The sequence below is a fragment of the Microbacterium sp. ET2 genome (genome assembly GCF_030347395.1).
Taxonomy (GTDB): Bacteria; Actinomycetota; Actinomycetes; order Actinomycetales; family Microbacteriaceae; genus Microbacterium; species Microbacterium albipurpureum.
In genome coordinates this window covers 275,199-301,028 of sequence record NZ_CP128170.1, presented here as the reverse complement: position 1 = coordinate 301,028, position 25,830 = coordinate 275,199, and the positions used below count along the sequence as shown (strand labels likewise).

The following is a 25,830-nucleotide window of genomic DNA, read 5'->3' as shown; positions in this document are numbered from 1 at the left end:
TCGGACCTCGATGCGCATGGCAACTCTACGACACCGGCTGAGGGGTGAAGGGCGGTCGGGCACGCTCTGGGCGAACGCCACGTCGGTGTGGTGACGGGGGTTGTCGGAGCCCCGGGTTAGCGTCGAAGCGTGACATCGACCGACCTGCCTGCGCTGGTACCCGGACCGGCAGACGTGCAGGTGGAGGGCCGCGCCGCCCCGATCCTGGATGGGGATCAGTCGGCGGTGGTCGGGCTTCCCGCGGACGCCTCGGGCGTCGTGGTGGGTGCGCCGGGATCGGGCAAGACCCGCACCGTCATCGAGCGGTTCCGCCACCTCGTGGACGAGGGGGCCGACCCCGATGAGATCCTCGTCCTCACGCCCACCCGGCAGACCGCGACGGTCCTGCGCGACCGGCTGTCGCTGGCCGCCGGGCGGGCGACGTCGGGCGCTCCGGCCCGTTCGGTGCCCTCGTTCGCGTTCCAGATCGTGCGCGCCGCCGAGCTCTCCTCCGGCGGCGACGCGCCGCAGCTGCTCACGGGAGGCGACGAAGATCAGCTGCTGCGCGACCTGCTCGACGGCGACGCCGAGGACGAAGCGGCTGGTCGTCCCCGCGGGTGGCCGGCATGGCTCGGGCCCGAGATCCGGGCGACGGCGGGGTTCCGCACCGAGGTGCGCACGTTCCTCGCCGAATGCACCACCCTGGGCGTCGAGCCGACGGCGCTCGGTCGCCTGGCCCGGACGTGCGAGGTCGAGGTGTGGCATCCGCTGGCATCGTTCTTCCAGGAGTACCTCGACGTGCGCGCGGCGATGCGCGGTGCGCACCGCGACGCGGCGGGGCTCGTCCGCGAGGCGGTCGGGCTCGTGCGCCGAGCACGAGACGCCGCGGCTGCGCGCGCGGTCGCCGGCGGGGTGCGCGTTCTGCTCGTCGACGACGCACAGGAGCTCACACTGGGTGCGATCGAGCTGCTGGAGGCCTGCGCCGCCCGGGGCGTCGCCGTGCTGGCGTTCGGCGACCCGGACGTCGGGGCGGGTGCGTTCCGGGGTGCGTCACCGGAGAACTTCGCCCGGTTGGCCGCCTCGCTGAAGACCGTGCATGTGCTCGGGGAGGGCCACCGCGGCACCCCTGCCCAGCGCGAGACCGTCCGCCGCGTCGTCGAGCGGATCGGTGCGGTCGGGGTCGTGGCCCACCGCCGCGCGCCCGATCCGACGGCGCAGGACTCGTCGGTGCGCGCGCTCGTGCTGAGATCCGCCGCGGAGGAGTTCGACACCGTCGCACGGATCCTGCGCGAACGTCACCTGCTCGACGGCGTACCGTGGCGCGAGTTGGCGGTGGTCGCGCACGACAGTCGGCAGGTCGCCGCGCTCGAGACCGAGCTCGCAGCGCGTGAGGTCCCGGCGCGTTCGCAAGGCGCGGGTCGAGCACTCGGAGAGGTGCGTGCCGTCCGCGACATCCTCCGGCTCGTGGATCTGGCCCACCGGCCCGTCGAGGACTGGACCGTCGACGATGTCTCCGTCGCTCTGGAGGGGGTGTGCGGCCGCCTCGATTCCATCGAGCTGCGCAGGCTGCGAACGGCACTTCGGCATCGGGAGATCGCCGAGGGCGGTGACCGGTCGGGACGCGATCTGCTGCTGTCCGCGATGATCCATCCCCTCGAGTGGGAGCTGATCGACACGCGGGAGGCCCGCCGCGCTGCCGTGGTGGCCGACACCCTCGCACGCCTGAGGGAACAGGCTGCGCTGGATGCCACCATCCACGAACTGCTCTGGACCGCGTGGGAGTGCAGCCGCCTGGAGCGGGCATGGGTGGAGCAGGCGAAGGGGCACGGCCCGCTCGCCGATCAGGCCGGTCGTGACCTCGACGCGATGGTCGCGCTGTTCCAGGCGGCCAAGCGCTTCGTCGAACGTTCGATGGACGCGGATGCGCGCGCTTTCATTCGCGGACTTCTCGACAGTGCCGTGGCCGACGATCGGTTGGATGCCGCGCTCCCGCACGACGTGGTCGCGGTGCTGACGCCGGCAGCGGCCCTCGGCCTGGATGTGGATACCGTCATCGTCGCGGGCGTCCAGGACGGGGTCTGGCCGAACACCCGCCATCGCGGGAGTCTGCTCGAGACATGGCGGCTGGCCGACGCTGCATACCCCGCAGGATCCGACCCCGGCGCGGCGGGACTGGACCGTCGGCGCGCGGCCCTTCACGATGAACTCCGCCTCTTCGCCCGCGCGCTGTCGCGCTCGCGGTCGCAGACGGTGGTCACCGCCGTCGACGACGACGATCGGGGACCGAGCGTCTTCTTCGACCTTCTTCCCGATCCCGAGGCCCCCGCTGCATCGTCCGCGCACCCGCTGAGCCTGCGAGGCGTCGTCGCTCTCCACCGTCGCACCCTCACCGCTCCTGACGCTCCGGCCGACTCGGCCGGCGTTCGTGCCGCGGCCGGGCAATTGGCTCTGCTCGCAGCCGCGGAGGTGCCCGGGGCGTCACCGGAGGAGTGGTACGGGGTGCGTCCGCCGACGTCGAGCGGACCGCTGCGCGATCTCGCGCGCGAGCGGGTGCGGGTGTCGCCGTCCCGACTGCACACCCTCGAGGAGTGCGAGCTGAACTGGCTCATCGGCGAGCTCGGAGGCGACCCCGGCAGTACGACGGCAGGAGTCGGGACGATCATCCACGCCGCGCTCGAAGTCGCCACCGCGGGAACCGACGAAGACACGCTCTGGGAGGTGGTCGAGCGACGCTGGCACGAGCTGGTGTTCGACGCGTCGTGGCAGGGCCGGGCCGAGCGCGCCCGGGCCCGCGACCTCGTGCGCCGACTGGCGCGCTACCTCGACCGGTTCGACGCCGACGGGGGACGACTGCTGGACGCCGAACCGCACTTCGAGATTCCGCTGATCTTCGATCCCGAAGAACCCACCGGGCTCACCGTGGGTGCGCCGTCGTCCGAAGGCGATGGCGAAGAGCGCGCGGCGAAAGCCCAGGCGGTGCTGTCGGGATACATCGACCGCGTCGAGCTCACGGGGGACGGCAGCGTGGTCATCGTGGATCTGAAGACCGGCAAGAGCGAGCCGCAGACGGACGCGAAGGTCGTCGATCACCCCCAGCTGGCTGCCTATCAACTGGCCTTCGAGGCCGGCTCCATCGCGGGGACGGCAGGACTGCCCTCCGGAGGCGCACGACTTCTCGTGCTCCGACCGACCTCCCAGCGGGAGTTCGTCACCCCGACGCAGCCGCCCTTCGACGAAGAACGTCGGACCGCCTTCCTCTCCCGCATCCACAGCGCGATCACGGTGATGACCGGCGAGTCCTTCCGCGCCCCGTACGAGGAGCACTGCCGCGACGAGCACAGCCACGGGCTCTGCCGGATCCACACGATCGGGGCGGTGAGCGCGTCGTGAGCACCTCGGAACCGGCGCGTCTCACGTCCGCGGTGATCGCCGCCGCGCTCGGGCAGTTCCCACCGACCGACGAGCAGGCGGCGGTGATCGAGTCACCGCTGCGTCCCGCGCTCGTCGTCGCGGGAGCGGGCAGCGGGAAGACCGAGACGATGGCCGGTCGCGTCGTGTGGCTCATCGCCAACGGCTTCGTACGCCGCGACGAGGTCCTCGGACTGACCTTCACGCGCAAGGCGGCGGGTGAACTGGCCGAGCGCGTCCAGCGCCGCCTGCGCCGGCTCGGGGAGTTCGAGGCGGCCGGGTTGCTTCCCCTTCTGCCCGAGCTGCACGCCTCAGGCGCACTGACCTTCTTCTCCACCGAGGGTGCGCAGCACGAGGCGACCCGACTCGGCTATCTGCGCGCGCTCGCCGAGCGTTCCGGCGCGAGTGGAGGCGCGACTGCGGGCGATGACCTCCTCGAGCGGCCCGTCATCGCGACCTACAACAGCTTCGCCGACCAGATCGTCCGCGAGCACGCGGTCCGGATCGGTCGCGACACCGACACCGCCGTCCTGTCCGAGTCGGCTGCCTGGCTGCTGATGAGGCGAGTGGTCCTCGATTCCGACGACCCTCGTCTCGAGGATCGTCCCGAGGCGCTGCGCACCATCGTCGACGCCGCACTGCGCATCGCCCGCGACGGCGCGGACAACCTCGTCGACTTCGATGCGCTGCGGCGATTCCCCGAGCGGTTCGCCGATGTCCTGGAGCGTCCCTCCCGCAAGGGCTCTGTCACCGTCTACAAGGACGTCCTCGACGCCGAAGGCCGCGTGGCTGCTCTGGCCCTGCTGTCGGATCTCGCTCGTGAATACCTCGACGCCAAGCGTCGACGGGGCGTCATCGATTTCTCCGACCAGGTTGCCGGGGCGCTGGAGGTGGTTCGTCAGCACTCCCGCGTGGCCGCAGAACTCCGCGAGCGCTTCCGGGTCGTCCTCCTCGATGAGTATCAGGACACCTCGGTGATCCAGTCCGACCTCCTGGCCGAGGTGTTCGCCGGCACCGGTGTGATGGCGGTGGGCGACCCTCATCAGGCGATCTACGGGTGGCGTGGAGCGAGTTCGGGCAACCTCGGCGGATTCTCCGCCGCGTTCTCGGGTGACGCGGGTTGCGGCACCTACGCCCTGATGACCAGCTGGCGCAACAGCCGTGACGTCCTGCGCGCCGCGGCCGCCGTCCTGGCACCGATCGCCCCGCGCTCGCCCGTCGCCGTGGCCGGCCCGTGCGCGGCCGGACGCGCCGGAGGGAGCGATCGAGATCGCGGTGGAAGCGGACATCGACGCCGAGACTGCGCGGGTCGCGGAGTGGTTCGACCGGGTGCGCTCCGAGCGGCGTCGGGCGGGCCTGACCACCACCGGCGCCATCCTCTTCCGAAGCAAGAAGCACATGGTGCGTTTCGGCGATGCTCTGGGGCGACGAGGTATCCCGCATCGCATCCTGGGCCTGGGCGGACTGCTCTCCACGCCCGAGGTGGTAGACGTGGTCAGCGCCCTCCGCGTCATCAGCGACCCCACGGCCGGCTCGTCCCTCATTCGACTCCTCGCGGGTCCGCGGTGGGGCATCGGGCTGGCCGACCTCCGGGCGCTCGCCGAACTCGCCCGACGCCTCGCGACCCACGATGCCGCGCTGAAGCCCCTGGACGACGTCGTCGCCGAGCGGGTGCGCGCCGGTGCGGGGGAGGACCGCGCGTCACTGGTGGACGCGCTGGATTTCGTGGTGCGTTCGACCCCTGACCACGGTTGGATGGCGGCCTTCACGCCCCAGGCGCGTGCGCGGCTGAAGGAGGCCGGAGCGGTGTTCGCGGGTCTGCGCCACGCCACAGGAGCGCCGCTGCCCGAGCTCATCCGCCTGATCGAGGCGGAGCTGCTGTTGGACGTCGAACTCGCCGCGAACGAGACGCGGGGTCCCATGCGGATCGCCTCGGCACAGTTGCGCGCGTTCCTGGACGAGGTGCATGCCTTTCTCGCCGCCGACGAGACGGGGTCGTTGGCGAGCCTGCTGGCGTGGCTCGATCACGCAGAGAAGGTCGACGAATTCGCTCCCCGGACAGAGCCTCCCGAAGACGATGTCGTTCAGCTGCTGACGATCCACGGATCCAAGGGGCTGGAATGGGATGCCGTGGCCGTCGTCCGCATGGTCACCGACGAGCTGCCCTCCGCGCCGAAGGATACGAAGGGGTGGCTGGGTTTCGGCATACTTCCCTACGAGTTCCGGGGTGATGCGGCATGGCTTCCGTCCCTGCCATGGCGGGCGGATGCCGCCCCCACCCAACAGGATCTCAAGCGCGAGATCGACCTCTTCGTCGCCGCCCATCGCGCCCGGCAGCTCGACGAGGACCGCCGTCTGGCCTACGTCGCCGTCACCCGTGCGCGGGAATACCTGCTGCTGACCGCCTCACCCTGGGCGGGCACGAAGCGGCCGAGGCCCACGGGGGTGTTCCTGCGCGAGATCGCCGACGCTCTCGGCATCGACATCGACGAGCCCGATCTGGAGTCCAATCCGTTCGAGGGCGAGCGGAGAGTCCTCCCGTGGCCGATCGACGCGCTCGGGGCCCGTCGCGAGCGGGTCGAGAAGGCGGCGCGTCGGGTGAGGGAGGCACTGGATGCGCCTCCGGCCGCCCCGGACGACGAGGTGAGGATGCTGCTCGCGGAACGTCGCGCGCGTGCACGACACCGTAGCGGACCCCTCCCCACGCGAATTCCGGCATCGAGGTACAAGGACTTCGTCCCGGCGGACGGCGGAGTCGCCGATACACATTTCCGGCCGCTCCCGGAACGCCCCTATCGACAGACGCGCATCGGTACGCTCTTCCACGAATGGGTCGAACGCCGATCGGGGATCCCCGGGCGTGCGGCGTCACTGGACGATGCGCTCTGGGACGGCCACGACGAGGTGGACACCGCGTCGACCGGTCTGGATCGGCTGCAGGAGCGCTTCCTGGCCTCGGAGTGGGCGAACCTGAAGCCGATCGAGGTGGAGACGGAGATCGATTTCACCATGGTCGGTCCCGATGGCCGCCCGCACGTCATCATCTGCAAGCTCGATGCCGTCTACCGCCGCGGCGACCGCGTGGAGATCGTCGACTGGAAGACCGGCGCGCCCCCGAAGAATGCCCGCGAGCGTGAGGAGCGCATGGTGCAGCTCGAGCTCTACCGTCGTGCCTATCACGCCAAGCACGGTATCCCGGTGTCCCAGATCGACGTGGCGCTGTACTACGTCGCGGACGACCTGGTTCTCCGCGGCTGAGGGGACGTTGGCGCTGTTGGCGAGACGGCCCAGCGTCGCAGCGCCGCCTGCGACGCGCGCTCCGCCTCGCCGACATCGTCCAGTCGCTCGCGGATCGGGCCGAGGTCCAGTGGCGCCGTATCTGCCGGGGACGCCGACCGACCGGACGACGTCGGCTCGCCCGCGGCGGGTCCCTCCTCGTCCTGATCCTCTGGGTCGTCACCGAACCACCCCGAGACCTCGGCGGGGTCGTAGGCGTCTGTCTGCATGGAGGTGTCCACAACCGACCCGGCGGGCCCCGGCACGCGGTCGAGCAGCGCGATCGCGTCGTCGACGTCGCCGCGATCCTGCGGCACGATGTCGTCGCCGGCCACGCCCGCGGCCAGTGACTCCAGCAGTTCCACCGCGTCGTCGACGATGTCGGACCGCCCTGTCTCGTGCCCGTGCACGAGCCATCTGGCGAACTCCAGCTCCGCGTACAGTCGCGCGCGCTCGCGCAGCAGCCCGTCGGGGGCGTGGACGCTGCGAGCGAGGTAGGAGGCGAAGACGTCGTCCGCGGCGTCCGGGGCAGAGGCGAGCCACATGAAATCGCCCGCCGGATCGCCCACGCTCAGCCCATGCCAGTCCAGGACGCCGGTGACGCGGGGCTCACCGGCGAAGTCCTCGAAGAGGAAGGACGAGGCACCGGCACCGCCGAGCACGACCGTGGTCTCGAAGCGCCACAGCTCCTCGGCGTTCAGCGCCTGACTCCACCGCACATCGAGGCTCGGGGGAAGGCGGCGGGTGGCCACGGCGCGCTCCACCGTCCGCTCGATGTCGTCGCGCAGCTGGCGGGTCGTTCGGGCGGGGAGGCCCTCATCGCGGATCACGGAGACGGGAAGGGCGTGGATGGCTGCGATCGCCTCTCCGAGTGACGTCGCGGCTCCTCGACCCGAGGGGAGGTGGGGCGGATCGACACGATAGCCCGGCAGGAAGTCGGCCACGACGGCACGACCGCCGACGAGAGGTGTCTGGCCCAGCACGGTCGGCACCCGGAAGGGAAGGAGCCCGCGCACACCGGACGTGAGCACCGTCAAGGCACGCACCTCGGCCGCCGCCTCCGCCGCGGCGCCGTCGTCGACCGGGGCGCGCACGACGACGCGACGACCATCGTCGAGATCGACCAGCGCGGAGTCGTAGCGCCCGGCGCTGTTCTCGGTCAGCGCGGCGACGCCGACGACAGCTGCGCCGGGCAGAGCAGAGGTCACCGACGCGGCTAGAGTGAGGGAGGAGCGTGCCATGTGCCCAGGGTAGGTCGAGCATGCCGCGGGGCCTTCGCGCCACGCCCTGGCTCGTCGACCAACGCGGGAAGGTCTCGATGACATCGTCCGACAGCGCCCGAGAGCTGCCACGTCCGACGGCCCTCGAGCGGATGACGTGGTGGGACCGCGCTGCGGAGGACCGCATCATCGCGAAGCTGCTCCCGACTGTCCTCGCCGACCCCGCCACGCGCGTGCTCGCGGTGGCGGGGGACCGGGTTCCCCTGGCCGACGGCGGACTGTCGTGGGACACGGTGAGCCGGTGGGTGGACCCCGCGGCTCCGGGGCTGGTCGAGGAATGGGCGTTCCTGGGCCGCGACGAGAATGGCGCTGCCGTGGTGATGGCCGTCCTCGCCGCCGATGCGGCCGCGCCGGGAGACGACGACACCTCGGTGACGTACGCGTCGCTGCGGACCGCGACTCCGTCTCTGCATCCCGCCGAGGCGGCGCTCGCCGTCACCGCGGTGAGTCTCGGGCGCTGGCACATCGAGGCGCCGTTCTGTGCCGCGTGCGGCGCTCGCACCGAGGTCCTCCACGCGGGGTGGTCGCGTCACTGCCCGTCCTGCGGGCGGGAGCACTTCCCCCGCACCGACCCGGCCGTGATCGTCGCTGTGACGCATCCAGGCGACCCCGACCTTCTCCTGCTCGGGTCGAATGCGGCGTGGACCGAGCCGCGGTACTCATGTTTCGCGGGGTTCGTCGAGGCGGGCGAGTCCCTCGAGGGTGCGGTCCATCGGGAGATCCGCGAGGAGGCGGGCGTGGAAGTCGGTGAGGTTCGGTATCAGGCCTCGCAGGCATGGCCGTACCCGCGTTCGCTCATGGTGGGATTCACCGCCGAGGCTGTCGACGCCGGCATGGCCCGGCCCGACGGCGACGAGATCGTGAGCGTGCGATGGTTCCATCGCCGGGAGATCGGCGAAGCTCTCGGCGGGCGTGGTGATCTCCTGCTTCCCGGCCCGGCGTCGATCGCGCATCGCCTCATCAGCGACTGGCATGCGGCGGGATCGCCGTGAACGGTCCGCTGGAGCACCTCGACGAACAGCAGCTCGAGGCGGTGACGACGCTGCGCGGACCCGTCGTGGTGCTCGCGGGCGCCGGAACGGGGAAGACCCGCGTCATCACCCACCGCATCGCACACGGCGTCGACACCGGCGCCTATTCCCCCGGTCGCGTGATGGCGGTGACCTTCACCACGAAGGCGGCCGGAGAGATGCGCGCGCGTCTGCGTGCCCTCGGCGTCGAAGGGGTGTCCGCCAGGACCTTCCATGCCACGGCGTTGGCGCAGCTGAACTACTTCTGGCCGACGCTCGCGGGGGACTCCATGCCGTCGATCGTCGACAACAAGGTGCGGCTTCTGGCACACGCCGCCGACGGCATCGGGCTCGAACCCGACACCGCGACCCTCAGGGATGTCGCCGGAGAGATCGAGTGGCGGAAGGTCACGATGCGCTCGATCGAGGAGTACGTCCGTGAGCGGCCGCAGGGGGTGGGGGGCCTGGACGCCGACCGTGTCGCGCGTCTGCAGCGGGCCTACGAGCAACTGAAGGACCAGCGTCGGCAGATCGACTTCGAAGACGTCCTGCTGGCGTGCGCGGGGATGATCGAGGCAGAACCGCGCGTGGCGGCGACCATCCACGAGCAGTACCGCCACTTCACCGTCGATGAGTATCAGGACGTCTCCCCGCTGCAGGCACGCCTCCTCGAGCTGTGGCTCGGTGATCGACGAGACCTCTGCGTGGTCGGCGACGCCAGCCAGACGATCTACTCCTTCGCGGGAGCGGACCCGACGTTCCTCTTGGATTTCGAGCGGCGCCACGCCGATGCCCGCGTCATCCGTCTGGAGCGGAACTACCGGTCCACCCAGGCGATCCTCGGGGTCGCCAACGCGCTGATGAAGGATCGTCCCGGTGCACTCCGTCTGGTGGCCGCAGGGCCCGCGGGGGAAGGGCGCCCCGCGGACAGGATGGATGCTGCCGACGCTGCGCCGCTTCCGACGGTCACCGCATTCGATGATGAGCGCGAGGAGGCCCGGGCTGTGGCTGCACGCGTCGGCGCACGGATCGCGGCGGGGATCGATCCGGCACGGATCGCGGTGCTGTACCGGGCCCACGCGCAGTCCGCCGAGCTGCTGCGGGCGCTGGCGGACGTCGGGATCGCAGCAAGCGTGCTGGGCGGGCGCCGGTTCTTCGATGTCCCCGAGGTGCGTCAAGCCGTGATGGCTCTGCGCGCTGCCGCCGTGGCACCCCTGACCGGGACGTTCGTGGAGGCGGTACGCGATGTGCTGCGCTCGCTGGGGCTGACCGACGACCCGCCGCCGGCAGGTGGCGCGGTGCGCGAGGCGTGGGAGGCACGGGCCGCGCTGCTGCGCCTGGCGGAGGAGGCGCCCGAGGGGACGACCCTGCGGGAGTTCGCCGACGATCTGCTCCGGCGGGCGAAGGTCCAGGAGGAGCCGACACTGCGAACCGTGACCCTCGCCACGCTCCACGCCGCAAAGGGCCTGGAATGGGATCATGTGTACCTCGTCGGCCTGGCGGAGGGGGTGCTGCCCATCTCCTACGCGCAGACGTTCGAGACGATCGACGAAGAGCGACGACTGGCCTATGTGGGCATCACGCGGGCCGTGCGGACGTTGGATCTGAGCTGGTCGCGCGGACCGCGTGATCGTCGCCCGTCGCGTTTCCTGCAGGAGATCGGCACGCGCACCGTTCGTGCGGGCGGTGCCGGAGGGTCCGGGGCGCCGGCGCGGTCGACAAGACAAGCTCGGTCGTCGTCGACGGCGTCGTCCCCTCGCCGCTGAGGAGCCGCACCGCCCGCGCCGCGGCCTCGACCAGCAGGCTCGGCGCGACACCGGAGATCGGCCTCCCGCACAGCTGAGCCGCCAGCAGCGGCCACCCGGCGTCCGCGTCCGTCGATGTGAGAGCCAGGCAGCTGAGGCACGCCGTGATGCCCGGCACGACGAGTGGACCGACGCGGACGCGGCTCCCGGCCAGGATGAACGGCAGATGCGTCACGTCGGAGGCCATCAGAGCGGCTGCCCGGGCGGGGTGGACGAGGTGAGCGGCGAGCGCGATCACCGGCACGGTGGGATCCGACGGCACGTCGCCGGGCCAGCCGGAGCGCTCCGACGCGAGACCGCAGCAGGCCATCGCCGCCTGGAGCGATTCCACCACGGCCGACGCGACATCGTCCGCGACCTGGATCACCGCTCGCGTCGGCGATTCCGGGCGCGGTCGCTCCAGAGCCGGTGAGATCGTGGTGAGGAGGTCCTCGGCGGCCCCTGCCGGAGCCCCCAGCGATGCGGCCACCAGCGGGAGCGCCGCTGCGGGAAGACCGGTGCCCAGCTCGTGGATCAGGCGCTCCTGCCACGTCGTCGGAGCAGTCAGTGTCGCCACCGATTCCAGCCCGAATTGCACCGCCCACGGGGAGCGCCACAGCGGAGGGAAGGCGGGATCCAAGCGGAGCATGCCCCGATTTTCGTCGCTGTGCCCGTCACCCGGTCCCTGTCCACAGCTTCACTGCGGTCCCGAGCCTCAGAGCCCGCCTGTGCAGGAGAGGTGAGGCGTCACACCGGCCGAGGATCCTCCGGCCCGTCGGAGTCCGCCTCGCCGGAGTCCGCCTCGCCGGACAGCAGGCGCTCCAGCGCGTCATCCATCTCATCGCGCGCCGGTGCTTCGCCGCGCGCGCGTGCCTGCAGGCGGGAGACCAGCGCCGAGGGATCGTCGATGTCATCGGCGCCGGGCATGAGGTCGGGATAATCCCACAGGCTGTCTCGGCCGGCGATGCCGACGTCGTCCGTCACCGCGCGCCACATCGCCGCGGCCTCCCGCATGCGCCGCGGCCGAAGCTCGAGGCCCACCAGCGAGCCCAGCGCGCGCTCGGCGGGCCCTCCGACCGCGCGGCGACGACGAACCGCTTCCGCGATCCGCGCCGCAGACGGGAGGCGGGACGTGGCATCTTCGGTGACCACATCCACCCAGCCTTCGATGGTCGCGAGGAGGTTCTCCAAGCGGGCGAGGGCGACATTCTGCGCGTCCGTGCGTGGGGGCAGAAGAGCGCCGCTCTCCAAAGCCCGACGAAGCTCCTCGGGCTCGGACGGGTCGAATCGCGTCGCCAGGTCCTCCAGCGCATCGGTGTCGACGTGGATCGCACGCGCGAACTCGGTGACCTGCGAGATGACGTGCAGGCGCAACCATCGGGCATGACGGAACAGGCGGGCGTGTGCGAGTTCGCGGGCGGCGACGTAGAGCGCCAACTGATCGTCCGGGATCTCGAGGTCCCGACCGAAGTCGGTGAAGTTCTGCGGCAGGATCGCCGCCTCGCCGTCGGGCATGAGGGGGATGCCCACGTCTCCGCCGCTGACGACCTCCTTGGAGAGGTTTCCGACGACCTGACCCAGCTGCGAGGCGAAGAGCGACCCGCCGACGGTGCGCATGAGCCGACCGGCGCCTTCGACGAGCGACCTCATCTCCTCCGGAGCCTGCTCGCTGAGGGCCCGGGTGAGAGCATCGGTGATGCTCGTGGCCACGGGCTCGGCCAGTTCCTGCCAGACCGGAAGCGTCGCCTCGACCCAGGCGCCACGCGTGATGACCTTCGGTGTCGTGGACAGATCTGACACCGACGTCGCCTCGCCGAGCCACAGATCGGCCAGCGAGAACGCCTGGTCGAGGTCGGTCCGCTGGCCGCCGGTGACGCTCAGCCCGTCCTGGTTGGCGATGTGAAGCGCGCCGCGCTTCGTCATGTCCCAGGGGATGCCGTCGCTGCCGGCCGCGAACGCGCCCTGCAGCTGCGACATGATCGTCTGCATCATGGCGGGATCGATGTTCATGCCCGACAGGCGGGCGAGCGCCTCCGGATCGGGAGCGCCGCCACCTCCGCCGAACAGTTGGCGCATGAGCTCCTGGAACTCATCCTCGGGGCCGCGGTCGTCGTCTGGCACGTGTATCGCCCTCTCAGCCGGGTCAAAGACGTGGTGTCTACGCTAGTCGCACGGATGATCGCACTCTCCGAACAGACCGGGCCAACCCTTACGCCGGTCGCGAACGATCAGCGACATCGGCATGAGGCTCACGGCAGGAAGCAGGAACACCGGTGGTGCTGTTCGACGAGAAGGTGACGGTCACGCCGCCGCCACGCAAGCCCCTGGGCCGTGCCACGCTGGCGGGCATCTGGGCGTTGGTGATCGCACTGGTCGTGCTGCTGGTCCTCACCTTCCTTCCGACCGCCTACGTGATCCAGCAGCCGGGGCCGGTCTACAACACCCTGGGCACGGCCCAGAACGCCGACGGTGAGGACGTTGCGCTCATCACCGTCGACGGTGCGGAGACATACCCGACGGACGGGTCGCTCGACCTGCTCACCGTGCAGGTCGTCGGCAACCCCCAGCGGACGCCCTCATGGCTGGAGCTCGCCGGGGCATGGTTCGACCGCACGCGTGCGGTCCTTCCGTTGGAGTCGGTCTTCCCGGCGGGCCAGACCACCGAGCAGCGCCGTGATCAGAGCACCGCGATGATGGTCAACTCCCAGCAGGACGCCACCGCGGCCGCCCTCACCGAAGCGGGCTTCGATGTGCCGTCGGACATCGTCGTCTACGAGTTCTCCGAAGACTCCGCCTCGCAGGGCATCCTGGAAGTGGACGACGTGATCCTGGCCGCGAACGACACTCCCATCGACGGGGTCGACGATCTGCGCGAGGTCATCAACGACGGCGACGGCGAGCCGGTGGAGCTGACGATCCTGCGAGACGGGGTCGAGGAGAGAGTCTCGGTCACGCCGACCGAGCAGACGGAGGCGGACGGCACCACGACGTGGGTCATCGGCGTCATCCTCGCCACCGACTTCGAGTTCCCCATCGATGTGCAGATCCAGTTGAACAACGTCGGCGGCCCGAGCGCCGGGATGATGTTCGCCCTCGGCATCGTCGACCTTCTCACCCCTGGTGACCTGACCGGGGGCGAGGATGTCGCCGGCACCGGAACCATCACCTCGGACGGTATCGTCGGGCCGATCGGCGGCATCCGCCAGAAGATGTGGGGCGCGGTCGGCGCCGGCGCGGAGTGGTTCCTCGCGCCGCAGGCGAACTGCGACGAGGTCGTCGGGCACGTCCCCGATGGACTGCGCGTCTTCGCCATCGAGGACCTCGACGATGCGCTCACCGCCGTCGAGACCGTCGCCGACGGCGGCGATCTCGACGCGCTTCCCGCCTGTACCGCGACGACGTCGTCGGCGGTCGGCTGACCGACCGCGGGCTGAGCGTTCGCCCTGACCACACCCCGCCCGCGCATGGGCCGAGAAACGCCCTCTTAGGATTGACACCGTGACCACGACCCCCGCGCCGCAGGCCGCACCCTCCCGATCCCGACGGGCGATCGCCATCACCCTTGCCGTGATCGCGGCACTTGTGGCGGCCTTCTTCATCTTCGCCAACCTCTACGCCGACTGGCTCTGGTACGACCAACTGGAGTTCACCTCGGTCCTGGTGACCCAGTGGGTCGCGCGCGTGGTGATGTTCGCCGTCGGCTTCCTCGCCATGGGGATTCCGGTCTGGTTGGCGATCCAGCTCGCCTACCGGCTCCGGCCCGTGTACGCGCGCCTGAGCTCACAGCTCGACCGCTACCAGGAGGTCGTCGAGCCCCTGCGCCGACTGGCCATGTGGGGGATTCCGGTGTTCTTCGGCTTCTTCGCCGGGTTCGCCGCGTCGACCCAGTGGGAGACCACGTGGCTGTGGTTCAACGGTGTGCAGACCACGGTGACCGACCCCGAGTTCGGCCTGGACACCGGGTTCTACATGTTCGCCATGCCGTTCTACGGCTCGGTCCTCGGCTTCGCCTCCGCGGTGCTCCTCGTGTGTCTGCTGGTCTCCGGACTGGTGTCCTATCTCTACGGCTCGGTCCGGGTCGGGCAGCGTGAGCTGCGCATCTCCAAGGCGGCACGCATCCAGCTCGCCGTCATCGCGGGTCTGTACATCCTGGTCCAGGCGGGGAGCCTGTGGCTGGACCGCTACCGCACGCTCGTGGAGCCGTACGACCGCATCACCGGCCCCGGGTACACCGGCGTCAACGCGGTCATCCCCGGCCAGACGATCCTCGCGATCGTGGCCGCGATCGTGGCGATCCTCTTCTTCGTCACGGCCGTCATCGGGCGCTGGCGCTATCCCCTCATCGCCACGGCTCTCCTGGTGATCTCCGCCATCGTCGTCGGCGTCGGCTACCCATGGGTGCTCAACACCTTCCAGGTGCGGCCGAACCAGCTCACCCTCGAGAGCGAGTACTACCAGCGCAACATCGACATGACGAAGATGGCCTACGGCATCGATGGGCTGGAGAAGACCGACTTCTCCGCCGTCACCGACGTCGAGCCCGGTCAGCTGCGCGAGGATGCGGAGACCACGGCATCCATCCGCATCATGGACCCTGCGATCATCAGCCCGACCGTGCGTCAGCAGGAGCAGTACCGCGCGTTCTACCAGTTCCCCGAGACGCTGGACGTGGACCGGTACGAGGTCGATGGCCAGTCGCAGGACACCATCGTCTCGGTGCGCGAGCTGGACGTCGAGCGGCTCGGTCAGGCCTCGACGTGGCAGAACACCACCGTGGTCTACACGCACGGCTACGGCATGGTCGCGGCACGCGGTAACGCGCGGACGGTCGAAGGCTTCCCCGAATTCATCGAGCGAGGGATCCCGGTGTCCGGCATCCTCACCGAAGAGGAGGAGTATCAGCCGCGCGTCTACTTCGGCGAGAACTCCCCGCCCTACTCGATCGTGGGTGCTCCAGCCGGAACCGAGCCGTTCGAGCTCGATTACCCGTCCGGTGCGGACGGCGAGAACGAGACCCGGTACACCTTCACCGGTGACGGGGGACCGAGCGTCGGCAACGTGTTCAACCGCTTGATCTACGCGCTGAAGTTCCAGTCTGAGCAGATCCTCTTCTCGGATTTCGTCAATGAGGAATCGCAGATCCTCTACGACCGCGATCCGCTCACCCGGGTGGAGAAGGTTGCGCCCTACCTGACCCTCGACAGCGATCCGTACCCGAGCGTCGTGGACGGTCGGATCGTCTGGATCGTCGACGGCTACACCCTGAGTGCGAACTACCCGTACTCCACGACGGTCAGCCTGCAGCAGGCGATCGCCGACGCCAACAACGTCCAGCCGCGGTTCGCGATCGACGACATCAACTACGTGCGCAATTCGGTCAAGGCCACGGTGGACGCCTACGACGGGTCGGTGACGCTGTACGCCTGGGATGCCGAGGATCCCATCCTGCAGGCCTGGCAGAAGGTCTACCCCTCCACGGTGCAGCCGATCAGCGAGATGTCGGCCGACCTCATGAGTCACGTGCGCTACCCGACCGATCTGTTCAAGATCCAGCGCGCCATGCTGGGCGTGTACCACGTCGATGATGCGCGGGCCTTCTACCAGCGGGACAACGCCTGGGCCACCCCGGAGGACCCGCAGGACCCCGGCAGCTTCCAGCCGCCGTACTACTCCACGATCCAGATGCCGGGGCAGGAGGCGCCGAGCTACTCGATGTTCACGACCTTCATCCCGTCCTCCGAGGGCGGCGCGAGCCGGAACGTCCTGATGGGATATCTGTCGGTCGATTCCAACGCCGGATCCGAGGCCGGCGTGAAGAGCGAGGGCTACGGCAAACTCCGAATGCTGGAGATCGACGCGGAGACCCCGGTGCCCGGGCCCGGGCAGGTGCAGAACACCTTCGACGCCGATCCGACGGTGTCGGCTCAGATCAACATCCTGTCTCAGGGTCAGTCCGATGTCCTCAACGGCAACCTTCTGACGCTCCCTGTCGGCGGCGGTCTGCTCTACGTCCAACCCGTGTTCGTCCAGTCCTCGGGCGGCACGCAGCTGCCGACCCTTCAGCGCGTGCTCGTCGCGTTCGGTGACCGGATCGCGTTCGAGAACACTCTGAACGAGGCGCTGGACACCCTCTTCGGCGGGGATTCGGGGGCCACGGCCGGTGACACGGATGTGCCGCCGGACGCCAACCCCACACCAACGCCGACGCCGACTCCGACGCCCTCCGAAGCCGGTGACGCCACGGAGACCCCGGCGCCCACGGCCCCGCCCGCCGACGAGTACGAGGCGGCGTTGCAGGAGGCACAGGACGCGATGATGGATCGCCAGGCAGCACTGCAGGCGGCCGACTGGGCGGCGTACGGCGAAGCCGATGCGCGTCTGACGGCGGCGGTGGAGCGGCTCATCGAGCTCGGCGACCAGTGAATCTCGACGCGAGCGGCATCCGCTCTTCCCCGCCCCCGGTCGGAGATCAGGCGTCAGCGGTCAGGAGGCCGTAGGAGATCAGCAGCACCGTGACGATGAAGCCGGCGATCTGATTGATCCAGAGGAACCTGCGCCACCCGATCGTCGCCCGCTCGGCGGTGTCATCGGTGACCGAACGGTACGGCCACACGATCGCGATGTAGGGCAGGACCGCGATCACGGCCAGCGGGCCGGGCCACGCCGTTGCGAGGATCACCAGACCCGCGGCGAAGTAGCAGGCGAGGGCGAACCGAACGGTCCACCGCGCCCCGCGAGCCGTCGCGATGGAGCTGATGCCTGCCGCACGGTCGGCGAGCACGTCCTGAACGGCGCCGAAGGCGTGAGAGGCGATCCCCCAGAGTGCGAAGGCGACGATGACGGCGACGAGCTGCCAGGTCCAGGCGACCCCGGCGAGGACGAGCGCGTACACGGCGGGGGAGAAGAAATGGATGCTGCTGGTGACCGAGTCCGCGAACGGCCGCTCCTTCAACCGCAGCGGCGGGGCGCTGTAGAACACCACGAAGAACAGGCTCGCCGCCAGGACCAGCCAGGAGGCCGGTGAGCCGACCCACACCAGGTAGGCGACGAACGGCAGGCACAGCAATCCCGAGACCCACAGGGTGAGCGCGTGCAGCCGTCGATCGAGGACGGCGCCGTGGGCTCCGCCCTTCCGGGGGTTGCGCAGGTCGGATTCGTAGTCGAAGACGTCGTTGATGCCGTACATGGCGACGTTGTAGGGGATGAGGAAGAACAGGGCACCGAGGATCAGTGTCAGATCGACCTGCCGGGTGGCCAGCAGGTAGGCCGCGGCGAACGGATAGGCGGTATTGATCCAGCTGACGGGCCGTGAGGAGACGAAGAGCTGACGGATGACGCGGCCGGGGCGCAGCGGGGTCGGGGTCGTCATGAGGTGTGCTCCCGGCGGGACCGCCCGGCGGTCATGAGCGTGTGGACAGCCGGGACGAGGAACGCCGCGGCGATCGCGTAGGCGAAGTCCTCGATGGGCGCGAGCCCGATGAGGATGCCGCTGCGGTGTTCGTCGTCGTAGGCCACGAGTCCCGTTCCGATGATCACGTTGTCGAAGATGGCGGTGAGGATGACGAGCACCACCGCACCGGCGAGGGATGCCCCCATCCTCTCGCGGAATCGCGGCAATCGCACGGTGGCCAGGGTCACGGCGGCCGCGAGGACGAGGAACGGGATGTTGATCAGCACGTAGGTCATGACCGGGGCCCGTCATCCCGCGTGCGACGCCGGGCCCGGTGCTCTCCCAGACGGATCGCGGCGCTGGAGAAGAGCACCGCGAGGTAGCAGAGGAAGGTGAGGAAGAAGACCTCCTCGATCGGCAGCTCAGGCGCGATCGAGACCCCGACGTACAGGGGGCTGTCTCCTTGGAAGAACACCCCGGTGACGATGCCGACGACGTCCCACGCGAGGAAGAACAGCACGCCGACAGCGATCGAGACGATCGTGGCCAGCGGTGTCCGCCACAGCGCAAGTCGGTAGCGCGCGTCGATCACCGCCATCCCCGCGCCCGAAAAGACGATCGCAAGAAGGTAGAGTCCCGGCACCTCAGACCCTCGCAGGCTCGGGGAGCGGCCCCGGGCTCCGGTCGCCCCGCAGCCGCTTCAGCACGAGCTCGGCCGAGATGAGGCACATCGGCAGGCCGATCCCCGGAAGGGTGGAGGACCCGGCGTAGACCAGGCCCCGAACCTTCTTCGAGGCGTTGCGCGGACGGAAGACCGCGCTCTGGTTCAACGTGTGCGCGAGTCCGAGCGAGTTGCCTCGCCACGCGTGCAGATCGCGGAGGAAGTCGCCGGGCGTGATCGTGCGGCGTACGACGATGCGATCGGCGAGGTCGGCGATGCCCGCCCACTGCGCGATCTGCGCGATCACGTGGTCGGCGGCCGCTTCGATGCGTGGATCTCCGTCTCCGTCGACTCCGCCTCGCCCGAGTGAGGGATCGGCGGGAATGGGGACCAGGACGAACAGATTCTCGTGACCCGCCGGCGCGACGGTCTCGTCGGTCGCGCTCGGCCGGCAGATGTAGATGGACGCGGGGTCGGGGATGTGCGCGTTCGCGCCGAAGATCGCCTCGAAGTTCGCCTTCCACCGATCGACGAACATCAGCGTGTGGTGGGCGAGCTCGGGGAGTTCGCCTTCGACGCCGAGGAGGAGCAGCAGTGCCCCGGGGCTCGGCTGCTTGCGGGTCCACCACTCCTCCGGATAGGTCTGAAGCTCTCGGGGGAGGAGGGCGGTCTCGGTGTGGTGGAGGTCGGCTGCCGAGACCACGAGATCGGCGTCGATCACCTCTCCGCTGTGCAGCCGCACACCTGTCGCCCGCACCTGTCCTGTATCGGCGGAGGTGAGGATGGCACCGACTTCGGCGTCGGTGCGGATCGTGACGCCCTGACGGCGCGCGACGCGTTCGACGGCGCGGATGACCTCGGTGAAACCCCCGCGCGGGTAGAGCACGCGATCGTCGAGATCGAGGTGGCTCATCAGGTGGTAGAGGCTCGGCACGGCGTAGGGGGAGCCGCCGAGGAAGACCGCGGGGTACTCGAGGATCTGGCGGAGCATCGGCTCGCGGAATCGCTGATCGACGAAGCGCGCCAGCGTCGTGGTCAGCAGCGGCAGAAGCTGGGGGAGGCGCTTGAGAAGAGCGGGGTCGCGCAGGCCCGCCGTGGTCTCGTAGGTGTCGTAGAGGAAACGTGAGACGGCGAGGTCGTAGGCGTTCCCGGCGGAGTCGAGATATGTCGCCAGGGTCTTGCCCGCGCCGGGCTCGATCGACTCGAACAGCGCGGTCGCCTCCTCCCGGCCCGAGCGGACGTCCACGGACTCGCCGGCAGTACCGGAGGCCTGGGGTTCCCGGTAGACCCGGTACGCCGGGTCGAGCTTGACCAGATCGAGCTCGGCGTCGGCCGTCGTGCCGACCAGGCGGAAGAAGTGGTCGAACACCTCCGGCATGAGGTACCAGCTCGGACCGGTGTCGAAGCGGAAGCCGTCGCTCTCCCACGATCCGGCGCGCCCGCCGACGTCGTCGCGTGCTTCCAGGACCGTCACGTCGTGGCCTTCGGCGGCCAGCAGTGCCGCTGTGGCGAGCCCGGCGATTCCTCCGCCGATCACCACGGTTCGTTCGGCGGTCATGCGCGGGCTCCTCTCGGGTGCAGGCCCAGCATCGCACGCGCGGCGAGAGCGGCCTTGACGGTGTCGGGTACGCGGACCCGGGTACTGCCGTCCTCACCCTCGCGCCGGAGCCGTCGGGAGAGCTCGGCGAAGAGGTCGTGGGCCACCGTCACCGCCCGTCTGCAGTCCGCAGGAAGCGAGGGGATGGTCGCGGCGGCCGCGGCGAGATCGGAGTCGATGCGGTCGAGGACCTCGGTCCGGCTGCGGCGCCCGGTGGTGACACCGAGGTAGTCGCGGCCGAGAGCCCCCTCGTCGTGGTAGAGGTCTCGGAGGAAGTTGACGTCCTGGAACGCCGCGCCCAGCCGCCGGGCGCCGTCTACCAGCGCCGGGTCGGGGAGGGCGGGATGCGGGTTGTCGGCGTTGACGAACACGTGGAGGCACATCAACCCCACCACCTCCGCCGACCCGTAGACGTAGGAGTCGTGCGATGCGTCATCGTGGTTGGCGACGGTGAGGTCCGTGCGCATGGACTGGAAGAAGGGGGCGATCAGATCAGATGCGATGAGGCACTCGCGCGCTGTGCGGGCGAAGGCGTGCACCACGAGATTGGAGCTGAACCCGCGCGCGATCGCCGCCATCGTCTCGCTCTCGAGATCGTCCAGGACCGCTCGTTCGGCGTCGGGATCCAAGCCCGCCTCGTGCGCGGGACCGTCGACGATCTCGTCGGCCACCCGGACCAGCGCGTAGACGTTGCGCACATGCGGGCGGGGCCGCGTACCCAGCAGCCGGGTCGCGAGACCGAACGAGGTCGAGTACGCGGCGATGACGGCGGCGGACGCGTCCTCAGCGGTGCGGTCGTACTGCGCGAGCCCGGTGGGACGATCGCCGGATGCGGTCACGGAATACTCTCCTGAATGCGGACGCAGAGGTCCTGCAAGAGCATTCTCGCAGCGGCGGGAAGCTCTGGGGCGGCAGAGTGCTTTCCCGCTCCGGCGAGGGTGTCATCGATGAGTTCTCGCAGACGGGTTCGGGCGCCGCTCGCCTCGAGGGCTTCCTGCGCTTCGCGGATGGCGATCGGGCCGGTGTGGGCGACCGCGAGGGCATCGTTGACGCGTGACCACGCCGCCGTCTGCCGGGCGAAGGCGATGAGCGGGGTGCGCTTGGCTTCGCGGAGGTCGCCGCCCTCTTCCTTCCCCGCCTGGTCGGCCGTTCCGAATGCACCGATGAGGTCGTCCACGAGCTGGAAGGCCAGGCCGATGCGCGCACCGGCGTCGCCCAGCGCCGCGATCGATGCCTCGTCGGCGCCGGCGAGGACGGCACCGGCCTGCAGAGGTGCGCTGAAGGAGTAGACGGCGGTCTTGTCGCGGGCGGCGGCGATCAGGGCGGCGTCCTCGGCGAGATCGGGAACGACGGCGTTCTCGACGTCGGCGAGTTCTCCGGCCGCGGAGACGAAGACGGCGTCGTCGAGAAGTCCGAAAAGCGCCTCGCGTGCGCGCGAGGTGGTGTCGGAGGTCGCGATGAGTCGCCCGGCCTCGTGCAGCAGCAGGTCGCCTGCGAGGATCCCGGCCGCGTCTCCGAGGGTGGCCGCGCCGCCGGGGCTCGCGCCCGCGGTGAGCGCACGAAGGCGGAACTCGCCGCCCACGTTCGGGATGCCACGTCGGATCAGATCGTGGTCGATCACATCGTCGTGGACGACGAATGCGGTGTGAAGAAGCTCGAACGCCGCCGCGACCCGGTAGACGATCGGCAGCTGTTCCTCGTCGCCGTCGAAGGCACGGAATGACGCGACGACGAGAGCGGGACGAAGGCGCTTGCCCCCGGACGCCGCCCGGGTGATGGCCTCGCCGAGCACGCAGAAGCCGTCGCCCAGGCGCGCGGCACGGTCGCTGATGCGCTGCACCGCCGAGTCGATGGCGAGATCGATCTCGGCACTGGTGGCAGTGGGGATCATGAGGCCCGTCGTCGGGATTCTGGTGCGTCGAACAGGTGGAGCTGCTGCGCCTGGAGGACGAGCCACGGGCTGAAAGCCCACGGCGTGGTCACCAGCGACGCCGCGAGATCGGCGGGGTCGACCCAGCGGGCATCCATCACTTCCGCGGGGTTGAGGACGGGCTCGTGCGCGGCGCGAGCGGTGTAGACCGGGCACACCTCATACTCCACGACGCCGCTTGCATCGGTGGCGCGGTACCGGAACAGGGGGAGGGCGAGCTGGATGTCGCTGAGGATGAGCCCGAGCTCGGATTCGGCGTGGCGCCGCACAGCCGAGAGCACCGGCTCCGCCGGGCGGGGGTGGCCGCAGAACGAGTTGGTCCACACGCCCGGCCACGTCTTCTTCGACAGGGCACGGCGGGTGATCAGAACCTCGCCGGCGTCGTTGACGACGTGGCACGAGAAGGCCAGATGAAGTGCGGTGTCACTGCCGTGAACGCTCGATTTGGGCGCGGTGCCGATGGCGCGGCCGGCCTCGTCGAGAAGGACGACGTGGTCGATCTCCGTCATGGCACCTCCTGATTATTTCGCTAGTTTTCCTAGCGATATCGGTTGGTCGATGATACAAGGAGGCTGTGGGGGTGTCTACACGGCACCCTGCTTCCCCGTTCCATGATGCCCTGGAAAATGCGGAAGGCGCCCCTTCCGGGACGCCTTCCTTTTGTTGCGGGGGCAGGATTTGAACCTACGACCTCTGGGTTATGAGCCCAGCGAGCTACCGAACTGCTCCACCCCGCGGCACAAGAGAAAAGCTTAGCACGGGGGATCGGAGTCGTCGAACCGAGCCGCGTGGCTGTTGCCGAACGCCTCCGGCGGCGGGCAGGGTGGCTTCATGCCTGCTGCGCCCGAGGACGTCGTCGACGACAGAGTCGACGGACGCGACGAGTCCCCGACGCAGCGTGCCGATCGGAACTGGAACGAGGCGCTGCAGGAGCTGCGCGTGCTGCAGACCGGCACCCAGATCCTCACCGGCTTCCTCCTCGCCCTGGCGTTCCAGCCGTCTTTCGCCGACCTCAGTGGGCCACAACGGGGGTTCTACCTTCTGCTCGTGGTCCTCTCCGCGCTGAGCGCCATCATCGCGCTGGCTCCCGTGGCCCTGCATCGCGTGCTCTTCGCGCAGGGTCTGAAAGCCACGGTCGTGCGGTTCGGTCACGGCGCGCTGCTGACCGCCCTCACCATCGTCGCGCTCCTTCTCTCCGGTGTCGTCGCATTCGTGTTCGACGTCGTCCTCGGCACCGCGTGGGCCGCGGTCGCCGCGGCGGGCCTCGTGCTGCTGGTCATCGTGCTGTGGGTCGTCGTCCCTGCGGTCATCCGACTCCGCCATCGCGCTGCCGTCGACCCGCCACCGGACGGGAGGACGCCATGACGCCCCGCGCCTCGGTCGCGACCGCGGTGGTGCAATTCGCGCCGGCGCCCGACGCCGAGGCGAATCGACACACCGTCGGTGAGGCTCGTGCGCACGGCCGCCGACCGGGGGGCGAGCGTGATCGTCCTTCCCGAGTACTCGAACTACTTCATCGATCCCTTCGACCATTCGCTGGCGACGCACGCCGAGACTCTGGACGGGCCGTTCGTCGCGGAACTGCAACAGCTCGCCGGCCAGACGCGCACCCACATCGTCGCGGGACTGCTGGAGCGCGGCGACGAGGGTCGCGTCCGCAACACCGTCGTCGCCGTCGCTGACGGCGGCGTGGTCGCGGTCTACCGCAAGATCCATCTCTACGACGCCTTCGGGCAGCGCGAGTCCGACTGGATCCAACCGGGCGAGCCCGCCGCTCCCGAGACCTTCAGCGTCGACGGCATCCGGTTCGGGTTGATGACCTGCTACGACCTGAGATTCCCCGAGATGGGCCGGCTCCTGGCGGATGCCGGCGCCACCGCCTTCCTCGTCCCTGCGGAGTGGGTGCGCGGCCCGCTCAAGGAGCATCACTGGCAGATTCTCCTGCAAGCCCGTGCCATCGAGAACACCGCGTACGTGGTCGCTGCCGACCACCCGCCTCCCCTCGGCGTCGGGCTGTCGGGGGTGGTCGACCCCCAGGGGGTTGTCGTGGCGGGTATCGGGTCGGGGACGGACGTGGCGATCGCACACCTGGATCCCGCTCTCGTCGATCGCGTTCGGCGACAGAACCCGGCGCTGCGGCTTCGCCGATTCCGCGTGGCCGTCGACTCCTAGCCTGCCCCGCCGGCGTCAGCTCGGCCGTCCCGCAAGCTCGACAGACGGCGCACCGCCTCATCGAGGACGGCCACCTGCTTGCACGCGGCGAAGCGGATGAGACTCGCCACGGCGGGGCGCGCCTCGGGGCGGACGAAGGCGGTCACGGGTACGCCGACGACCCCGATCCGCTCGGCCATCTCCCGACAGAATGCGTCGGCGTCGTCGACGCCGAGGGCGCGGGCATCTACGACGGTGAAGTAGGAGGCCGCGGGCACCGACACGTCGAAGCCGGCCGCGCGCAGACCGTCGCCGAGCAGATCGCGCTTGCGTCGGAGCGTTTCGCCGAGGTCGGCGAACCAGTCGTCGGGCAGCTGCAGTCCCGCAGCGATCGCGGGCTGGAAGGGTGCGCCACCGGTGTAGGTGAGGTACTGCTTGACGGCGATGAGCGCGTCGATGAGATCTGCAGGCCCGGTGGCCCAGCCGATCTTCCACCCGGTGGTGGAGAAGGTCTTGCCCCCTGACGAGATGGACACGGTGCGGTCCCACGCCCCCGGCATCGCGGCCATCGGCTCGTGCCGATCGCTGAATACCAGGTGCTCGTAGACCTCGTCCGTGACGATCCAGGCGTCGTGCTCGTGAGCAAGCCGCACCACCTCGGAGCGGAGCTCGTGGGAGAACACCGCCCCGGTGGGGTTGTGTGGATCATTGACGAGGATGACGCGGGTCCGGGCGCTCACGGCGTCGCGCAGGTCGTCCGGGTCGGGTTGGAAGTCCGGGAACCGCAGCGGCACGGTGACCAGGCGCGCACCGGATAGTGCGACGAGTGCCGCATATGCGTCGTAGAAGGGCTCGAAGACCACGACCTCATCATCCGGACCGTCGACGAGCGCCAGGAGCGCGGCGGCCAGCGCCTCGGTCGCGCCCGCGGTGACGAGCACGTGTCGTTCGGGGTCGAGGCGCATCCCGTAGAAACGCTGCTGGTGGGCCGCGACCGCCTCCCGCAGCTCGGCGACGCCCCGACCGGGCGGGTACTGGTTGACGCCGTGGGTGATGGCCGCGCGTGCCGTCTCCAGAACGACCGCCGGACCGTCCTCGTCGGGGAATCCCTGGCCGAGATTGATCGCGCCGGTTCGCGCCGCGAGTGCCGACATATCGGCGAAGATGGTGGGGCGGGTGCTCCCGTCCGAGGACAGCAGTCCGGCGCCTTCGGCCGTTCGCCGCCAGGCTCCGGGAATGGTTCGGGGCATCGTGGGCATCCCTCCTGCACGGGTTCCTCAGCATTGCATAGGCGCATCGCGGGCGGATCATAAGAAACCCACAGGCTGGGCGACCACGCTGGGCAGCAGATCGAACAGACACGC

The 25,830-nt window shown here is 69.8% G+C and carries 16 protein-coding genes, 1 tRNA gene and 2 pseudogenes; 8 read left to right on the top strand and 11 right to left on the bottom strand.

From position 1 onward, the window contains the following. Positions 1 to 129: 129 nt before the first annotated feature. On the top strand, positions 130 to 3,369 hold the full coding sequence (locus QSU92_RS01510; protein ID WP_289264442.1) for an ATP-dependent helicase: 3,240 nt from the start codon (positions 130 to 132) through the stop codon (positions 3,367 to 3,369). Next, positions 3,366 to 6,645, top strand: a pseudogene (locus QSU92_RS01505) (UvrD-helicase domain-containing protein). Before QSU92_RS01510 ends, QSU92_RS01505 begins: the two are co-directional and overlap by 4 nt. Here QSU92_RS01505 and QSU92_RS01500 read toward each other — a convergent pair. Then, complete coding sequence (locus tag QSU92_RS01500) at positions 6,612 to 7,904, bottom strand: phosphotransferase (RefSeq protein WP_289264441.1); 1,293 nt, start codon at positions 7,902 to 7,904, stop codon at positions 6,612 to 6,614. The pseudogene QSU92_RS01505 and the gene QSU92_RS01500 overlap by 34 nt on opposite strands. A gap of 77 nt (positions 7,905 to 7,981) precedes the next feature. Between QSU92_RS01500 and nudC the strand changes: the two genes are divergently transcribed. Both nudC and QSU92_RS01490 read left to right on the top strand, forming a co-directional pair. Further along, complete coding sequence (gene nudC, locus QSU92_RS01495; RefSeq protein ID WP_289264440.1) at positions 7,982 to 8,935, top strand: NAD(+) diphosphatase; 954 nt, start codon at positions 7,982 to 7,984, stop codon at positions 8,933 to 8,935. Beyond that, on the top strand, positions 8,932 to 10,719 hold the full coding sequence (locus tag QSU92_RS01490; RefSeq protein ID WP_289264439.1) for an ATP-dependent helicase: 1,788 nt from the start codon (positions 8,932 to 8,934) through the stop codon (positions 10,717 to 10,719). Before nudC ends, QSU92_RS01490 begins: the two co-directional genes overlap by 4 nt. A 765-nt stretch (positions 10,720 to 11,484) precedes the next feature. Here the strand turns inward: QSU92_RS01490 and QSU92_RS01485 are convergent. Next, positions 11,485 to 12,813 carry a zinc-dependent metalloprotease gene (locus QSU92_RS01485; RefSeq protein ID WP_289265779.1) on the bottom strand — a complete coding sequence of 443 codons (1,329 nt, stop codon included), beginning with the start codon at positions 12,811 to 12,813 and terminating at the stop codon, positions 11,485 to 11,487. Between the two features lie 197 nt (positions 12,814 to 13,010). Between QSU92_RS01485 and QSU92_RS01480 the strand changes: the two genes are divergently transcribed. Beyond that, entirely contained in the window at positions 13,011 to 14,156 is a 1,146-nt protein-coding gene (locus QSU92_RS01480) for a YlbL family protein (protein WP_289264438.1), read from the top strand. A gap of 79 nt (positions 14,157 to 14,235) precedes the next feature. Next, a complete protein-coding gene (locus QSU92_RS01475) occupies positions 14,236 to 17,160 on the top strand; it encodes a UPF0182 family membrane protein (RefSeq protein WP_289264437.1) in 2,925 nt (974 codons plus the stop codon). A gap of 46 nt (positions 17,161 to 17,206) precedes the next feature. On the opposite strand, the gene QSU92_RS01470 is transcribed toward QSU92_RS01475, so the two are convergent. From QSU92_RS01470 to QSU92_RS01435, 8 genes are all read right to left on the bottom strand, one after another. Continuing rightward, positions 17,207 to 18,106, bottom strand: coding sequence for a prenyltransferase (locus tag QSU92_RS01470; RefSeq protein WP_289264436.1), 900 nt, complete (start codon positions 18,104 to 18,106; stop codon positions 17,207 to 17,209). Then, positions 18,103 to 18,423, bottom strand: a complete 321-nt coding sequence (locus tag QSU92_RS01465) for a lycopene cyclase domain-containing protein (RefSeq protein ID WP_289264435.1) — start codon at positions 18,421 to 18,423, stop codon at positions 18,103 to 18,105. Before QSU92_RS01465 ends, QSU92_RS01470 begins: the two co-directional genes overlap by 4 nt. Next, positions 18,420 to 18,770, bottom strand: a complete 351-nt coding sequence (locus QSU92_RS01460; RefSeq protein WP_289264434.1) for a lycopene cyclase domain-containing protein — start codon at positions 18,768 to 18,770, stop codon at positions 18,420 to 18,422. Before QSU92_RS01460 ends, QSU92_RS01465 begins: the two co-directional genes overlap by 4 nt. Before the next feature lies 1 nt (position 18,771). Further along, the gene (crtI, locus tag QSU92_RS01455; RefSeq protein WP_289264433.1) at positions 18,772 to 20,346 is read right to left on the bottom strand and encodes a phytoene desaturase family protein; all 1,575 of its coding nucleotides are present in this window, start codon (positions 20,344 to 20,346) and stop codon (positions 18,772 to 18,774) included. After that, on the bottom strand, positions 20,343 to 21,224 hold the full coding sequence (locus QSU92_RS01450; protein WP_289264432.1) for a phytoene/squalene synthase family protein: 882 nt from the start codon (positions 21,222 to 21,224) through the stop codon (positions 20,343 to 20,345). The genes crtI and QSU92_RS01450 overlap by 4 nt, the downstream gene beginning before the upstream one ends. Then, positions 21,221 to 22,276 (bottom strand): polyprenyl synthetase family protein, encoded by a 1,056-nt coding sequence (locus QSU92_RS01445; RefSeq protein ID WP_289264431.1) that lies wholly within the window; start codon positions 22,274 to 22,276, stop codon positions 21,221 to 21,223. The genes QSU92_RS01450 and QSU92_RS01445 overlap by 4 nt, the downstream gene beginning before the upstream one ends. Further along, a complete protein-coding gene (gene idi / locus QSU92_RS01440) occupies positions 22,273 to 22,824 on the bottom strand; it encodes an isopentenyl-diphosphate Delta-isomerase (protein ID WP_289264430.1) in 552 nt (183 codons plus the stop codon). The genes QSU92_RS01445 and idi overlap by 4 nt, the downstream gene beginning before the upstream one ends. Before the next feature lie 154 nt (positions 22,825 to 22,978). Then, positions 22,979 to 23,052 (bottom strand) — tRNA-Met (locus QSU92_RS01435). Positions 23,053 to 23,146: 94 nt separating this feature from the next. On the opposite strand from QSU92_RS01435, the gene QSU92_RS01430 reads away from it, so the two are divergent. Both QSU92_RS01430 and QSU92_RS01425 read left to right on the top strand, forming a co-directional pair. Beyond that, entirely contained in the window at positions 23,147 to 23,680 is a 534-nt protein-coding gene (locus tag QSU92_RS01430) for a DUF6328 family protein (protein ID WP_289264429.1), read from the top strand. Further along, positions 23,677 to 24,487: pseudogene (locus QSU92_RS01425) on the top strand (carbon-nitrogen hydrolase family protein). The gene QSU92_RS01430 and the pseudogene QSU92_RS01425 overlap by 4 nt, the downstream one beginning before the upstream one ends. Here the strand turns inward: QSU92_RS01425 and QSU92_RS01420 are convergent. Continuing rightward, positions 24,484 to 25,716 carry an aminotransferase class I/II-fold pyridoxal phosphate-dependent enzyme gene (locus tag QSU92_RS01420; protein ID WP_289264428.1) on the bottom strand — a complete coding sequence of 411 codons (1,233 nt, stop codon included), beginning with the start codon at positions 25,714 to 25,716 and terminating at the stop codon, positions 24,484 to 24,486. The pseudogene QSU92_RS01425 and the gene QSU92_RS01420 overlap by 4 nt on opposite strands. Between the last annotated feature and the right edge of the window lie 114 nt (positions 25,717 to 25,830).

Excerpts from the sequence above, each read along its gene's own strand:
- crtI (WP_289264433.1), bottom strand. The coding sequence starts at position 20,346 with ATGACCGCCGAACGAACCGTGGTGATCGGCGGAGGAATCGCCGGGCTC.
- QSU92_RS01470 (WP_289264436.1), bottom strand. The coding sequence starts at position 18,106 with ATGACGACCCCGACCCCGCTGCGCCCCGGCCGCGTCATCCGTCAGCTC.
- QSU92_RS01500 (WP_289264441.1), bottom strand. The coding sequence starts at position 7,904 with ATGGCACGCTCCTCCCTCACTCTAGCCGCGTCGGTGACCTCTGCTCTG.
- QSU92_RS01420 (WP_289264428.1), bottom strand. The coding sequence starts at position 25,716 with ATGCCCCGAACCATTCCCGGAGCCTGGCGGCGAACGGCCGAAGGCGCC.
- idi (WP_289264430.1), bottom strand. The coding sequence starts at position 22,824 with ATGACGGAGATCGACCACGTCGTCCTTCTCGACGAGGCCGGCCGCGCC.
- QSU92_RS01465 (WP_289264435.1), bottom strand. The coding sequence starts at position 18,423 with ATGACCTACGTGCTGATCAACATCCCGTTCCTCGTCCTCGCGGCCGCC.
- QSU92_RS01445 (WP_289264431.1), bottom strand. The coding sequence starts at position 22,276 with ATGATCCCCACTGCCACCAGTGCCGAGATCGATCTCGCCATCGACTCG.
- QSU92_RS01485 (WP_289265779.1), bottom strand. The coding sequence starts at position 12,813 with ATGCGCCAACTGTTCGGCGGAGGTGGCGGCGCTCCCGATCCGGAGGCG.
- nudC (WP_289264440.1), top strand. The coding sequence starts at position 7,982 with ATGACATCGTCCGACAGCGCCCGAGAGCTGCCACGTCCGACGGCCCTC.
- QSU92_RS01430 (WP_289264429.1), top strand. The coding sequence starts at position 23,147 with ATGCCTGCTGCGCCCGAGGACGTCGTCGACGACAGAGTCGACGGACGC.